At 62.0% G+C, this 12988-nt stretch carries 13 protein-coding genes and 1 pseudogene; 11 read left to right on the top strand and 3 right to left on the bottom strand.

Going from position 1 to position 12988, the window contains the following annotated elements:
* Window positions 1-81 precede the first annotated feature (81 nt).
* The 3 genes and pseudogenes from AC58X1_RS03280 (at window position 82) to AC58X1_RS03270 (ending at window position 2839) form a co-directional block, all read left to right on the top strand.
* Entirely contained in the window at window positions 82-1008 is a 927-nt protein-coding gene (locus tag AC58X1_RS03280; protein ID WP_497428330.1) for a universal stress protein, read from the top strand.
* Between the two features lie 284 nt (window positions 1009-1292).
* A pseudogene (locus AC58X1_RS03275) lies at window positions 1293-1481 on the top strand (universal stress protein); the annotation flags it as partial.
* Window positions 1472-2839, top strand: coding sequence for an MBL fold metallo-hydrolase RNA specificity domain-containing protein (locus tag AC58X1_RS03270; protein ID WP_497428329.1), 1368 nt, complete (start codon window positions 1472-1474; stop codon window positions 2837-2839). The pseudogene AC58X1_RS03275 and the gene AC58X1_RS03270, both read left to right, overlap by 10 nt.
* Window positions 2840-2989: 150 nt before the next feature.
* Here the strand turns inward: AC58X1_RS03270 and AC58X1_RS03265 are convergent, their stop codons facing one another.
* Entirely contained in the window at window positions 2990-3559 is a 570-nt protein-coding gene (locus tag AC58X1_RS03265; protein WP_188035915.1) for a GNAT family N-acetyltransferase, read from the bottom strand.
* Between the two features lie 108 nt (window positions 3560-3667).
* Window positions 3668-4093 (bottom strand): potassium channel family protein, encoded by a 426-nt coding sequence (locus AC58X1_RS03260; RefSeq protein ID WP_101319375.1) that lies wholly within the window; start codon window positions 4091-4093, stop codon window positions 3668-3670.
* A 237-nt stretch (window positions 4094-4330) separates the two neighbouring features.
* On the opposite strand from AC58X1_RS03260, the gene AC58X1_RS03255 reads away from it, so the two are divergent.
* The 7 genes from AC58X1_RS03255 to AC58X1_RS03225 are packed head-to-tail and all read left to right on the top strand — an operon-like array spanning window position 4331 to window position 10607.
* A complete protein-coding gene (locus tag AC58X1_RS03255) occupies window positions 4331-5008 on the top strand; it encodes a thermostable hemolysin (RefSeq protein WP_497428328.1) in 678 nt (225 codons plus the stop codon).
* Window positions 4998-6461: an AMP-binding protein gene (locus AC58X1_RS03250; RefSeq protein ID WP_497428327.1), complete on the top strand. Its 1464-nt coding sequence runs from the start codon at window positions 4998-5000 to the stop codon at window positions 6459-6461. The genes AC58X1_RS03255 and AC58X1_RS03250 overlap by 11 nt, the downstream gene beginning before the upstream one ends.
* Window positions 6462-6469: 8 nt before the next feature.
* The gene (locus tag AC58X1_RS03245; protein WP_101319370.1) at window positions 6470-7150 is read left to right on the top strand and encodes an iron-containing redox enzyme family protein; all 681 of its coding nucleotides are present in this window, start codon (window positions 6470-6472) and stop codon (window positions 7148-7150) included.
* The gene (locus AC58X1_RS03240; RefSeq protein ID WP_101319368.1) at window positions 7137-7943 is read left to right on the top strand and encodes an SDR family oxidoreductase; all 807 of its coding nucleotides are present in this window, start codon (window positions 7137-7139) and stop codon (window positions 7941-7943) included. The genes AC58X1_RS03245 and AC58X1_RS03240 overlap by 14 nt, the downstream gene beginning before the upstream one ends.
* Window positions 7940-8581 carry a hypothetical protein gene (locus tag AC58X1_RS03235; RefSeq protein WP_497428326.1) on the top strand — a complete coding sequence of 214 codons (642 nt, stop codon included), beginning with the start codon at window positions 7940-7942 and terminating at the stop codon, window positions 8579-8581. The genes AC58X1_RS03240 and AC58X1_RS03235 overlap by 4 nt, the downstream gene beginning before the upstream one ends.
* A gap of 2 nt (window positions 8582-8583) precedes the next feature.
* The gene (locus AC58X1_RS03230) at window positions 8584-9246 is read left to right on the top strand and encodes a response regulator (RefSeq protein WP_497428325.1); all 663 of its coding nucleotides are present in this window, start codon (window positions 8584-8586) and stop codon (window positions 9244-9246) included.
* Window positions 9243-10607, top strand: coding sequence for a sensor histidine kinase (locus AC58X1_RS03225; protein ID WP_497428324.1), 1365 nt, complete (start codon window positions 9243-9245; stop codon window positions 10605-10607). Before AC58X1_RS03230 ends, AC58X1_RS03225 begins: the two co-directional genes overlap by 4 nt.
* A 26-nt stretch (window positions 10608-10633) precedes the next feature.
* On the opposite strand, the gene chrA is transcribed toward AC58X1_RS03225, so the two are convergent.
* Window positions 10634-11851: a chromate efflux transporter gene (gene chrA, locus AC58X1_RS03220; RefSeq protein ID WP_497428323.1), complete on the bottom strand. Its 1218-nt coding sequence runs from the start codon at window positions 11849-11851 to the stop codon at window positions 10634-10636.
* A 213-nt stretch (window positions 11852-12064) separates the two neighbouring features.
* On the opposite strand from chrA, the gene AC58X1_RS03215 reads away from it, so the two are divergent.
* On the top strand, window positions 12065-12625 hold the full coding sequence (locus AC58X1_RS03215) for a hypothetical protein (RefSeq protein WP_101319358.1): 561 nt from the start codon (window positions 12065-12067) through the stop codon (window positions 12623-12625).
* Window positions 12626-12988 lie beyond the last annotated feature (363 nt).

The following is a 12988-nucleotide window of genomic DNA, read 5'->3' as shown; positions in this document are numbered from 1 at the left end:
CCTGACTTTTGATAAACATCAAACCGCACAGGTGCTGCTGGCAGATCATCGAGGTACTTATCGAGCCCGTAGAGGTGTGCCATGACCAATCTGCAAAGACTTCTTCTGATCGCATCGCCCTTGATGCGCCGCACGCCGGTCTATGACCGTGCGGCGGCGCTGGCCAAAGCCAAGGGCATGCCATTGCACATCGTCGCCTTTGACTACCTTGAGGGCCTGGTCACTGCCGGCCTGGTCAACGACCAGGCGTTGGCGGTCATGCGGGAGGGCTATGTGCAGCAACACCGTGAATGGCTGGAAACCCAGGCATTGTCGATGCGCCGCAGCGGCGTGACGGTGACCACCGAGGTGGTGTGGGTGCAGCATCCGCTGGACGAGATCCAGGCGCATCTGCGTGAGCAGCCGTTCGCCATGCTGATCAAGGGGCTCGAGCATGAACCGTGGTGGATGCGCGCCATGTTCACCTCGCTCGACGTCCAGTTGTTACGCGACACTCGTATCCCGTTGCACCTGGTTCACAACGCCAGCAATGCTTTGCCGCGCCGGATACTTGCAGCAGTTGATCTGTCGCGCCCAGAGGATCAGTTCGAAGGGTTCAACGACCAGATCATCAGCGAAGCGCTCAAGCTGGCCTTGCAATGCAACGCCCAGATCGAACTGCTGTACGCCTACGATATGGGTTCCATGTACCTGGACGCCGACGACGCCCGGGCACATTCGTTCCTGTTCGATTCGAACCTGTCACGAACACTTCACGAGGCCCAGGCCGATGCCTTCCAGGCATTGGCCGAACGCAACGGGATCCCCGCCGAGCACCGCCACCTGCGGGTGGGGGACCCGACCAAGGTGCTGACGCTGTTCATGGACAACAATGACATCGATGTGCTGGTGATGGGGAGCTACCACCATCATGGAATCGGCTGGTTTATCGGCAGTACGGCCGAGCGGATTCTGCATCGGCTCAGCTGCAGTGTTCTGGTGATCTCGCCCGAGCATTCGCAAGGTTGAAGTGCAAGGCCCGCGAGGGCCTTTTTTTTCAGGCGTGGAGGTCAAGCTCATGGAGAATTTCGCTGACATCGCCGCCCAGGTAGCGTACCGAGAGGCGTCGGTACGGTTCTGACATTGATCAAGTTGGTGCGCAGGTGATGACTTTCTGATCCGCATCAAGCGCTGATGGGTAGGGCGCTCGAAGATCGATGCTACTTGCCATCGCCGCGTGCGGCCGGAGGTTTCCCATGGGTCGGTATCGACAACTGCTGGTGCTGCTCACAGACATAGACCCGCACTCGGCAGTGCACGTGATCCGGGAGCAGGTGGCGGCCCTAGATATCGACGTGGTGGTCCTGGGGGTAGTGCAGACCAAGGGTTTGAGCAAGCTTCTGGGCGACACCACAGAACGTATGGTGAGCGATCCACCGTGCAGCGTACTGTCCGTTCATCCCTGCGTGATCGACACCTGGGAGCCAACGCCATGCAACTGACCTTTTTCGGCGGTACGGGCACGGTGACGGGCAGCAAGTTCCTGCTGACGCGTGATTCGACACGGGTGCTGATCGACTGCGGGCTTTTCCAGGGCTACAAGCAACTGCGCTTGCGTAACTGGGAGCCACTGCCGGCAGTACTGCGGGGGGTGGATGCGGTGGTGCTCACGCATGCGCACCTGGACCACAGCGGGTACCTGCCGGTGCTGGCGCGCGAGGGCTTCAGCGGCCCCGTATATGCCACCCCGGCGACCTGTGCCTTGGCTGAAATTCTGTTGCTCGACAGCGCCCGATTGCAGGAGGAACAAGCCGAGCATGCGAACCGTCATGGCTATTCCAGGCATTCGCCGGCTCGCCCTTTGTACACCGAACTGGATGCCAAACGGGCACTGCGCCTGTTCAGGCCTGTCGCGCTGCACCACCGCACCCAGGTCGCGCCCGGTATCGAACTGTTGCTGCGCAGTGCCGGGCACATTCTCGGCGCGGCGACCGTACAACTGACGGTGGATGGCCAGACGCTGGTGTCATCAGGCGATCTGGGGCGGCCCCACGACCCCCTGATGCGTGCGCCCGAGCTGATCGGTGCGGCCGATGCGCTGCTGGTGGAATCGACCTATGGTGACCGATCGCACCCTGCCCAGCCCCCGGAGCGTTACCTCGCGGATGTGATCAACCAGACCCTGCTGCGCCATGGCATCACGCTGGTACCGTCATTTGCCATTGGCCGTGCGCAACTGTTGATGTACTACCTGTACACGCTCAAGCGCGACGGACTGATACCGGACATACCCGTATACCTCAACAGCCCGATGGCGATGGATGCCACGGCCCTGTACCAGCAGTTCAAAGGTGAGCACCGCTTGACGGCGCTTGAATGTGCGCAGATGTGCAAAGGCACGCACATCATCCGCACGGTCGATGAATCCAGGCGCCTGGATCAGTTGCACGAACCTGCAGTCATCATCGCCGCCAGCGGTATGGCGACGGGGGGGCGGGTGTTGCACCACCTCAAGGCGCTGGCGCCCAATCCGCACAACAGCATCCTGTTCTCTGGCTTTCAGGCGGGCGGTACCCGGGGTGCCGATATTGTGGCCGGGGCGCGCAGCGTGCGCCTGCATGGCGAAGACGTGCCGATTCGGGCGCAGGTGTTTGCCATGGACAACCTCTCGGCGCATGCCGATGCGGACGAAATCATGGAGTGGTTACGCGGTTTCACCCGGCCACCGCAGCAAACCTACGTTATTCATGGCGAACCGCATGCTGCGGACACCTTGCGCCGACGGATAAGCCTTGAGCTCGGCTGGCCGGTGTGCGTGCCCGAGTACCTGGAAACGGTTGCCATAGGCCCTGTGCGCTAGCACGGTACTGGAGGTTTTCATGAACATGCAAGCGAGGGCAAGGCTCAGGGGCTGGGCAGAAAGGCCCGGGGGAGGGGTGACCGCAGCCGATCGGCGGCAGTGCCAGAGGCACCTCGACCTGGTGCCGGAGGCCACCGCCGCGGTATTGCCTCAGGCCAGCGAAAGCCGGTGAATCAGCTGGCTTGGGTCATCCGGATCTCTGGCGCTGGTAAACCCTGCTGCCTGAGCCAGGTCGCGCATCGCTGCATTGGCCGCAGCGTCCATGGAATACATGTGCCGCAGGCCCTGGGCACGTGCGTGGTCGATCAGGTGTTGGAGCAGCAATGTGCCTAAACCGTGACGCTGCCAGCTATCGAGGACGGTGACGGCGCACTCGCATTCTTCACTACCCGATTGGGTCGCGTAACGGGAAATACCGACCTCCTGCAGTTCACCGTCGACATGGGCGAGGGCCAAATAGGCCATGTGCTGGTCGTGGTCAACGACCATCAGTTGATCCAGCATGGCTTCGCCAGGCTCCTTGAGCTGGCACAGGAAGCGGAAGTGGCGCGACTGTGGCGACAGGCGTTCGATAAAGCTCTTCTCGCGCTGGCGGTCTTTGGGCTGCAAAGGCCTGATCAGCACATGGGTGCCGTTGTCGAGCGCTTCGATCCAGTGTTCGCCGGCGGTGGCAGGAAATGACGCTGCGGCGTGAGTGCGGGGTGTTTCGGCGGATTCCATGGCAAGCCTCCTTACTTTGTGGGGTGTACAAAGGAGGTTTAGTTTCAACGCGTCATCTTGTGCGCGCTTGACAGTTGTCAATTACCGGGCTGGTAGGGTCACGCTTCGCTACTTGGTCTTCCAGTACTTCTGCATTTCCAGAAACAGAAAGGAGGCCGTCCAGGTGATCATCACCAGGCCCGTCAGCGCCTGCAGGCCTGTCAGGTATTTGAGGTCGCCACTTGGCACGATATCGCCAAAGCCGATAGTGGTGTAAGTGGTGAATGAGAAGTACACGCAGTCCATGAACGTGCCGTCGAAGTTGCCGCTCAGCGTGCCCCAGCCTTTGGCATTGGCCATCAGGTAATAGGCTAGGGCAAAGCACCAGACTTCCAGTGCGTGGGCCGCCAACGCGCCGAACACCCCGATGACGATGCGAAACCGGCTCCAGAGCTTGAGCCGCGGTAGCCAGTCGTTCAGGCGTAGCAGGCATTCGTAATGAATCACCACCACCAACATCACGACCAGCGCGTTGATCAGCGTGACAGTAAACATTGACGGTTCCCCTGTGGCCCTGGCATCAGTCTGGCCGGTAATGGCCATCGTGTCGGTTCTACGCTTGAACAGCACTGGGTGATTGATAAAGGTCAGTCAGCGGCCGCCGTTATCGCGTTGGCTTCGACCTCCACCGGTCAGTACCCGGACTGCGACCAAGGTCGAATCCGTGACTTCAGATTCCCTTCAGATTGAGCACTGATACTCACCCCATCAAGCCCAAACCGGGGGAGTTTCATGACTCAGTCTCAGTGGAGCAGCCTGCTCCCATTGCCTATCGGCAGCCACGTCGATCATAACGCCCACTTGTCGCTTCATTTGCACAAGGGCCCTGGCCGCGATGAGCTTGAGCACTTCATTCATCAGTGTTTTGCCAACGTGCATCATGCTGATGTGCACCATTACCTGCCAGAACTCCTGGCGCTGCACGACAGCCATGGCCGGCTGATTGCTGCCGCAGGCTTGCGCCTTGCCGACAGCGGGCCGCTGTTTCTCGAACACTATCTGGATGAGCCGCTGGAAGCTGCAGTTTCACGCGTGGCGGGCTCCCCCCTTGGGCGTGAGTGCATGGTCGAAGTGGGCAACCTGGCCTCGCTCAGTGCCGGTAGCGCGCGAATCATGATCATAGCGGTGACCTGGTTTCTGGGCACACGCGGCCTGAAGTGGGTGGCGTTCACCGGCGCGACGACACTGATCAACAGTTTCCAGCGCCTGGGGTTGGTACCGTCGGTACTGGCGTCGGCTGACCCGGCTCGGCTGAATGGGCAGTTGGACCAATGGGGTACCTACTACGCTCAGCATCCGCAAGTCTTTGCCGGCAGCATCGGTCATGGCTTCGATGCCTTGGGCAAGGCCGGGGTGTTCCAGCGCCTGGGGTTGCCTACGGCCTTTCGGGAGACTGGCCATGCCGCATGAACTGGAGCGTTTGCATCAACTGCTGGTGACGTTTGCGCGCGATCACGCTGACGCAATTGCCGTGCAAGGGGCGACCGAGTGCTTCACCTTCAGGCAATTGCTGGCCGAAGTGGGGTTGCGCACCCATAGCTTGCGCGGGCGCTCGTCCGGCCCGCTGGTACTGGCCCTGGATAATGGCCCGCAGCTACTGCTCTGGGACCTGGCGGCGCTGTTTGCCGAGCGTCCTTGTGTAATCGTGCCGTCGTTCTTCAGTGTTGCTCAATTCAGCCATTGCATCGAGCAGAGTGGTGCCTGCCATGTGCTGTGCGACCCGCAATGGCACGGTACGCTCGCCGAGCTGGGGTTCGCTCAGCAGGACGTGTTCTGGGTTCGCGAGGCACAGCTCGCTGCAGCGCTGCCTGCCGGTACCGCCAAGATCACTTACACCTCCGGCAGCACGGGCAAGCCCAAAGGCGTGTGCCTGCCTGTAGAGACCCTGTTGCGTGTCGCCCGGGAATTGGAGGTGGCCAGCCGACCCAGTGAACCCCAGCGTTACCTGGCGGTGCTGCCGCTGGGTGTGCTGCTGGAAAACCTGGGTGTCTACGCCGCCTTGATGGCCGGAGCGAGTGTGCTGCTATACCCCCAGGCGCAACTGGGCATGGGCGGTGCAAGCCAGGTCGATTTCAAGCGTTTGTTGGGGGCCATCGCCCTGAGCGGCGCGCAGAGCCTGATTCTGGTGCCGCAGCTGTTGATGGGGCTGATCGCCGCCATCGAGCGCGGGCTGATGCGGGTGGGGGCGCTACGGTTCGTTGCGGTCGGCGGTGCCCGGGTGGCGCCCAGCTTGCTGGCCCGCGCCGAAGTGATTGGTCTACCGGTGTTCGAGGGCTATGGCTTGTCCGAGTGCGCTTCGGTGGTGGCGTTGAACCGCCCGGGCGCAACCCGCCGCGGCAGTGTCGGCAAACCGCTGCCCCATGTGCAGGTGCGTATCGCCGAGGACGGGGAGGTACTGGTGGCGGGCTCGGTGCTGCTCGGCTATCTGGAGGAACCACCCGTCTGCGATAGCTGGTGGGCCACCGGCGACCTTGGCCATTTCGACGAGGAGGGCTACCTGTACCTCGATGGCCGCAAGAAACACCAGTTCATCACTAGCTTCGGGCGCAACGTCAACCCGGAGTGGGTGGAGGCCGAACTGACCCAGAGCGGCGTGATTGCCCAGGCGTTCGTGCATGGCGAGGCCCTGCCAAAGAACCTGGCATTGCTCTGGCCGCTGGACCCCGCTACCCCTGACACACACATCGACCAGGCCGTGCAGCAGTGCAATACCTTGCTGCCGGACTACGCCAGGGTCCATGCCTGGCGTCGCCTGCCGTGCCCCTTGTCCAGTACCGACGACACACTGACCGCCAATGGCCGCCCGCGCCGCGAGGCCATCCTGCGGCGTTACCACTCCCTGTTATCCGACATCCCGTTGTGAGGTCTGCCATGTCCTTTTTCGATACCCTGCAAATGCAAACCGCCCAGGAGCGTCAGGCCCTGTTTGCCGTACCGGTCATACGCGATGCGCTGGCGGGGCACGTCAGCCTCGACAGCTACGTGGCCTTCCTGACCCAGGCTTATCACCATGTACGCCACACCGTGCCACTGATGATGGCGTGCGGGGCGCGGCTGCCTTCACGTTTGGAATGGCTGCGCGGCGCCGTGTGCGAATACATCGACGAGGAGTATGGCCACGAGCAGTGGGTCCTCAATGACATTAATGCCTGCGGTGGCGACTGGGAGGCGGTGCGTGACGGTCGCCCGGCGCTGCCGATCGAGCTGATGGTCGCCTACCTTTACGACTTGATTGCCCGTGGCAACCCGGTCGGGCTGTTTGGCATGGTCAATGTGCTCGAAGGCACCAGCATTGCCCTGGCCACCCAGGCGGCCGGCACGATCCAGAGCACGCTGGCGTTGCCTGACAGGGCCTTCAGCTACCTCAGCTCCCATGGTGCGCTGGACCAGGACCACATGGTCACCTACCGGCAGTTGATGGACCGCCTTGATGATGCTGACGACCAGCGTGCTGTAATTCATGCGGCCAAAGTGGTTTACCGCCTGTACACCGACATGTTCCACGCGCTGCCGCGTGCGGGCCGGCAAGAGGTGCGTCATGCGCTTGCCTGAGTGTGTAGTGATACTCACCGGCGCCAGCGGAGGCATCGGCCTGGAGCTGGCCGAGCAGCTGTGTGCAGCCGGTGCCCGGGTACTGGCGGTGAGCCGGCAGATGGGCAAGCTCGCCAGTTTGATGAACCGTTATCACGACAGGCTGCTCTGGCAATCAGCCGACCTGCGCAGCCATGGCGGGCGTGAGCAGGTGCTCGCCCGTGCCCGGGAGATGGGCGGGGTCAATGTCCTGATCAATGCCGCAGGCGTGAACCGTTTCGCCCTGTTCGACCAGATCGACGAACAGGCGCTGGACGAGTTGCTGGACATCAACCTCAAAGCCGCCTTGCAACTGACGCGTGTGTGCCTGCCGCTGCTGCGCGCACAACCCAGGGCACTGGTGGTCAACGTCGGATCCACCTACGGCTCGATCGGCTACCCCGGTTATGCCACCTACTGCGCCAGCAAGTTTGCCCTACGCGGCTTCTCAGAGGCGCTGCGCCGCGAGCTGGCGGATACCCAGGTGAATGTCATGTACGCCGCCCCCCGGGCAACCCGTACTGCGATGAACAGCACCGCCGCCACGGCGCTCAACCAGGCGCTGAAGGTCGGCATGGACGACCCGGCAGATGTGGCCCGTGCTGTGCTCAAGGCCGTGCAGTCAGAACGCAGCGAGCTTTACCTGGGTTGGCCAGAAAAGCTCTTTGTACGCATCAACGGCATGTTGCCTGGGGTGGTCGACCGCGCACTGCGCAAGCAATTGCCGGTGATCCGCCGTTACCTTGCTAGCCATTCCAAGGAGTCGATCAAATGAAACGTCTGTTCATCGCTGGCCTGTTGGCGTTTGCACCGCTCACCTGGGCGCTGGACCAGGCTGGCAGCCAACAATTGGCTAACTTGCAGCAGCGCTGGGCGCAGATCCAGTACCAGACGCCTAAAGACAAACGCGCCGAGGCATTCGAGAAACTGGCAGCCGACGCTTCTACGCTGGTCCACCAGCACCAGGGCTCGGCCGAACCCTTGATCTGGGAGGGCATCATCAACAGCAGTTGGGCGGGTGCCACCGGCGGCCTGGGGGCGCTGGGCAAGGTCAAGTCGGCCAAGGCCAGCCTCGAAGAGGCGATGAAACTCGACCCCAATGCTCTACAGGGCTCGGCGTATACCAGCCTGGGCACCTTGTACGACCAGGTGCCGGGCTGGCCCATCGGCTTCGGTGACAGCGACAAGGCAGATACCTTGTTGCGCAAGGCGCTGCAAGTAAACCCCAACGGTATCGACAGCAACTACTTCTGGGCCGATCATCTGTTCCGGCAAAAACGCTACGCTGAAGCCACCGCTGCCCTGGAAAAAGCACGCCAGGCGCCGCCACGGCCAGGCCGCGAACTGGCCGATCAGGGCCGGCGTGGCGATATCGATGCTTTACTCAAGGCCATCAAGGACAAACAGGACTGAACATGCGGCTGCTGCTGGTTGAGGATGATACCGCCCTGGGCGAGGGGATCTGCGACGGGTTACGCCAAGAGGGCTACACCCTCGACTGGCTGCGCGATGGCCTGAGCGGGCTGCATGCCCTGCAACATGAAGTGTTCGACCTGGTGATCCTCGACCTCGGGCTGCCGCGGTTGGGCGGCATCGAGCTGCTGCGACGGGTGAGGGCAGGGGGCAACAGCCTGCCGGTACTGATCCTCACCGCGCGCGATGCGACCGAGGACCGTATCTCTGGCCTGGATGCCGGTGCCGACGACTACCTGGTCAAACCTTTCGACCTCAATGAGCTCAAGGCCCGCCTGCGCGCCTTGCTCAGGCGCAGCGCCGGGCGGGCAAAGGTGCTGATCGAGCACGCTGGTGTAAGCCTGGACCCTGCCACCCAGCAGGTGCACTACAACGGCGTGCCTGTGATACTGACGCCCAAGGAGTATCGCCTGCTGCACGAGTTGCTGGCACAACCGGGCAAGGTGTTCACCCGTGAGCGGTTGACCCAGCTGCTGTATGGCTGGGACGAGGAGCCTGAGAGCAACACGCTGGAGGTGAACATCTATCAGCTGCGCAAGAAACTGTTCAACGGCCTGATCCGCACGGTGCGCGGTATCGGTTATCTGGTCAAGGCCAAGCTGTGAGCTCGTTGCGCCAGCGCACATTGTGGCGGGTGATGGCGCTGATGCTGCTCGGCACCAGCTTGTTGGCGTTGTACAACTATCACGACAGCCGACGCGAGATCAATGAAGTCTACGATGCTCACATGGCTCAGAATGCCCGGCTGTTGCAGGGGGTAATGAACCTGCCGGTGCAGGATGGCAACCGCGAAAAACTGTATCAGGCATTTAACGAGGCGCTGGGCAAGGCCGGGCGCCACCGTGTGGGCCACCCCTATGAGAGCAAGCTGGCTTTTCAGGTGTGGGGGGAGGGAGCACGGTTGCTGGTGCACACCCCCAGTGCGCCGACGCTCGATGCACCGCCTGCGGCGGCGGGCTTCTACGACTTTGCCAGTGGGGGCGAACAGTGGCGCGGCTTTGTATTACCGGTGCCCGAAAAACAGTGGGTAATCTGGGTGGGCGAGCGCGACGATGTGCGTTACGACCTGATCGACCGCATCGTACGCCATACCCTGTTCCCGTTCCTGCTTGGCAGCCTGGGCCTGGCACTGTTGGTCTGGGCGGCCATCGGCTGGGGCTTGCGCCCTTTGCAGAACATGGCCGATGTGATTCGTGGGCGCCATGCCGACTCCCTCGAACCCCTGCAACTGGTGCCGTTGCCGACCGAGCTTGAGCCTATGCAAGCCGCCATCAACCGCCTGCTGGCGCAGATCGATGACCTGCTGCGGCGTGAGCATCGCTTCATTGCCGACGCCGCCCATGAGATGCGCACGCCGCTGGCGATCCTGCGCCTGCATGCGCAGAACGCACAGGCCGCCAGTACCAATGCCGAGCGCCAGAAAGCCCTGGGTTTTCTGATTGGCGGCGTGGACCGGCTGACCCGGGTGGTCAACCAGTTGCTGACCCTCGCCCGGGTCGAGCCGCGCCTTGGTCAGCGCGCCACCACCCGTGTCGACCTGGGCGACGTGGTCACCGATGTGCTGGCGGATCTCACCCCCTGGATACTGGATCGCGGCCTGGAGCCCTCGCTGGATCTCAGCGAAGGTGACCATGGCCTGATGATCGATGCCGGAGCGTTGGGCATCGCCTTGCAGAACCTGGTTTCCAATGCGGTGGAGCATTCACCGCCTGGCGGGCGTATCACGGTATTACTGAAGCGCCTGGCCAATCGCATCGAACTGGTTGTCGAAGATGAAGGCCCAGGTATAGACGAGGCGAATCTTGTGCGGGTATTCGAGCGCTTCTATAGCCGTAATAGTCCCAATGGGGCAGGGCTGGGGTTATCCATCGTGGCCACTATTGTCGAGCGGCTGGGTGGGGAGGTGCGCCTGGAGAACAGGGCCACTGGTGGGCTGGCTGCCATCGTGTCGCTTCCCTTGCAGTGAGCTGGCCGATACTGTCTCAAGGGTCTCTAGAAGGTGCTGCTCAGCAGCCAACCGAACACGCCGCAGCCCAAGACAACCAACCATGCAGGCCACTTCCAGAACATCAGGGCCATCAAGGCGATCAGCGCCCACGCCAAGTCTGCTGGCTTGGCTATGGCGCTCGTCCACACCGGTTGGTACAAGGCAGCCAGCAGAAGCCCGACCACGCCGGCGTTTACCCCGGCAAGCGCTGACTGGCTGCGGGCGCTGCGCCGCAGTGCTTCCCAGAAGGGAACTACCCCGATCACCAACAGGAAGGAGGGGGTGAAAATGGCGAGAATGCCAACGGTCGCGCCCACCCAGCCGGACGGCTGCACGCTCATGGATGCACCCAGGAAGGCTGCAAACGTGAAGAGTGGGCCCGGTATGGCCTGCGCCAGGCCATAACCTGCGAGAAAAGTGTCATTTGCGACCCAGCCATTGGCCACTGTGGCCGACTCAAGCAAGGGTAGAACCACATGCCCGCCGCCGAATACCAGCGAGCCTGCGCTATAAAAGGCGTTGACCATTGCCAATGCTTGCGAGGGCCAGATGCGGGTCAGTAGCGGCAAGCCCACCAACAAGGCAAAGAACAGTGCCAGCGCAGCCAGCCCGGCCTTTCGGCTGACTGAAAACGGCAGCTCTTCTCCTGCCGGGGAACCTGGAGGCTTTAGCAGGATCAAGCCTGTGATGGCCGACCCTGTGATCACGGCTATCTGCCCGATCGCGTTGGGCCACAGTAGCGCGGTACAGGCAGCGAACAGGGCGATGGTTACCCGCGTAACATCGGTGCAAAGGCTACGTGCCATGCCCCACACCGCCTGGGCCACCACGGCGACTGCGACGATTTTCAGGCCGTGCAACAGGCCACTTGGGGCGCCACCTCCCCATGCCCCCAGGCCCTGAGCACACAGCGTCAGCAGGAGGGCCGATGGCAATGTGAACCCTGCCCACGCGGCGACAGCGCCCGTGAACCCTGCCCGTGACAGGCCCAGAGCGATGCCGACCTGGCTGCTGGCGGGGCCGGGAAGCAGTTGGCACACGGCGACCAGCTCGGCATAACTGCGTTCACTGAGCCATTGGCGGCGCGCTACAAATGCTTCACGAAAGTAACCCAGGTGCGCAATGGGGCCACCGAAAGACGTCAGCCCCAGGCGCAAGAACACCAGAAACACCGACCAGGCAGAGTCGCTGGGCTTCACGCCGCAGTGAGTGCGTTCTGACAAGGCAGGCTCCTAGGGTGAGTGATGCTGCAGTTTTTGGTGGGCAACAGCCGGCCTCGAGGCTAGTAGTGGCGAGTAGGCCCAGCGCCGCGCGCGCGCCGCTCGGTTTCGAAGGCACTGAAAATCCTCCGAAAAGCCCTCAGAACCCATACTCATCGTGCAAAGTTTGCTGTTCGCCGCCTACGCTGTCCAGAGTCTTGGTCAGTAGGAGGCACCATGAGCAATTTCCCTATCGTTGCTACCGTCCTATCCATGGTTTTGGGCCTTTCTGTGACACGCCTGCTTCTAGGGGCGCTGACCGTCTTCCGAATCCGTCGCAACGCTGCTCCAGACTGGGTGGCTCTGGTCTGGGCGGTCATGCTCTTCACCACCCAGATGGATTTCTGGTGGGCGGTCAATTCGCTGCCGCAAGTCAGGGCGACCTTCTCGTTCCAGGAGTTTTTGCTGTTGGTGCTGCTGGCACTTGCGCTGTTCGTTTCCTCGGCGCTGATCTTGCCCAGCCGCAGCGAGGACGAGCGCGAAGGGCTTCGCGTGTACTTCGAGCAGGATGGCCGCTACGCGCTGTTATTCTTGTCGGGCTATTACCTGCTTGGGTTCATCGTCAACATTCTGTTGTTCGGCGTTTCGCCCATGGCGCTTTGGGGCGCGTTTGACGTGGTCATGATCGTGTTTCCGCTGTGTGTGTTTGCCGCCAGATCGCGCAAGGCCTATGCGCTGCTGACCGTGGCATTCGCGCCTCTCAATATTGCAGACCTGGTGATATCGCTAGTGACGTGACCGAGGTCTGGCGCTGCGCGGGATTGAAGAGGCATTGGTTAATTCAGCCGCGAAATCGCCGACCCGGTCTTTGCCAGGATGATTGATGGGCCGGCACTGGAGGGGATCCGTCAGTTGCTCACACTCTGCGGCACTGGTGATAAAAGATCGCGTGCCCGCTGGCCTTGGTAGGCGAGGGGAAGGCCGACGGGATCAGTTGGGCGCTTTGAACGTGGGACTCATGGAGCGCTTACGGTCGTTCAATTTGGATGCAGAGCTGAACGCCATGAGCAGGCGGGTAGGGGATGTGTAATCTCCAACCCACACGTGTTCACAACTGACCGGCATCAGGCGAAGATTATCAAAGGCTTCCAGGTTCAGTAT

It is taken from the genome of Pseudomonas sp. PGPR N4 (genome assembly GCF_059693665.1).
This window is presented reverse-complemented; position numbering and strand designations above follow the sequence as displayed.

Excerpts from the sequence above, each read along its gene's own strand:
- AC58X1_RS03260 (WP_101319375.1), bottom strand. The coding sequence starts at position 4,093 with ATGTTTACTGTCACGCTGATCAACGCGCTGGTCGTGATGTTGGTGGTG.
- AC58X1_RS03240 (WP_101319368.1), top strand. The coding sequence starts at position 7,137 with ATGCGCTTGCCTGAGTGTGTAGTGATACTCACCGGCGCCAGCGGAGGC.
- AC58X1_RS03250 (WP_497428327.1), top strand. The coding sequence starts at position 4,998 with ATGCCGCATGAACTGGAGCGTTTGCATCAACTGCTGGTGACGTTTGCG.
- AC58X1_RS03265 (WP_188035915.1), bottom strand. The coding sequence starts at position 3,559 with ATGGAATCCGCCGAAACACCCCGCACTCACGCCGCAGCGTCATTTCCT.
- AC58X1_RS03270 (WP_497428329.1), top strand. The coding sequence starts at position 1,472 with ATGCAACTGACCTTTTTCGGCGGTACGGGCACGGTGACGGGCAGCAAG.
- AC58X1_RS03215 (WP_101319358.1), top strand. The coding sequence starts at position 12,065 with ATGAGCAATTTCCCTATCGTTGCTACCGTCCTATCCATGGTTTTGGGC.
- AC58X1_RS03230 (WP_497428325.1), top strand. The coding sequence starts at position 8,584 with ATGCGGCTGCTGCTGGTTGAGGATGATACCGCCCTGGGCGAGGGGATC.
- AC58X1_RS03255 (WP_497428328.1), top strand. The coding sequence starts at position 4,331 with ATGACTCAGTCTCAGTGGAGCAGCCTGCTCCCATTGCCTATCGGCAGC.
- AC58X1_RS03235 (WP_497428326.1), top strand. The coding sequence starts at position 7,940 with ATGAAACGTCTGTTCATCGCTGGCCTGTTGGCGTTTGCACCGCTCACC.
- AC58X1_RS03280 (WP_497428330.1), top strand. The coding sequence starts at position 82 with ATGACCAATCTGCAAAGACTTCTTCTGATCGCATCGCCCTTGATGCGC.
- AC58X1_RS03245 (WP_101319370.1), top strand. The coding sequence starts at position 6,470 with ATGTCCTTTTTCGATACCCTGCAAATGCAAACCGCCCAGGAGCGTCAG.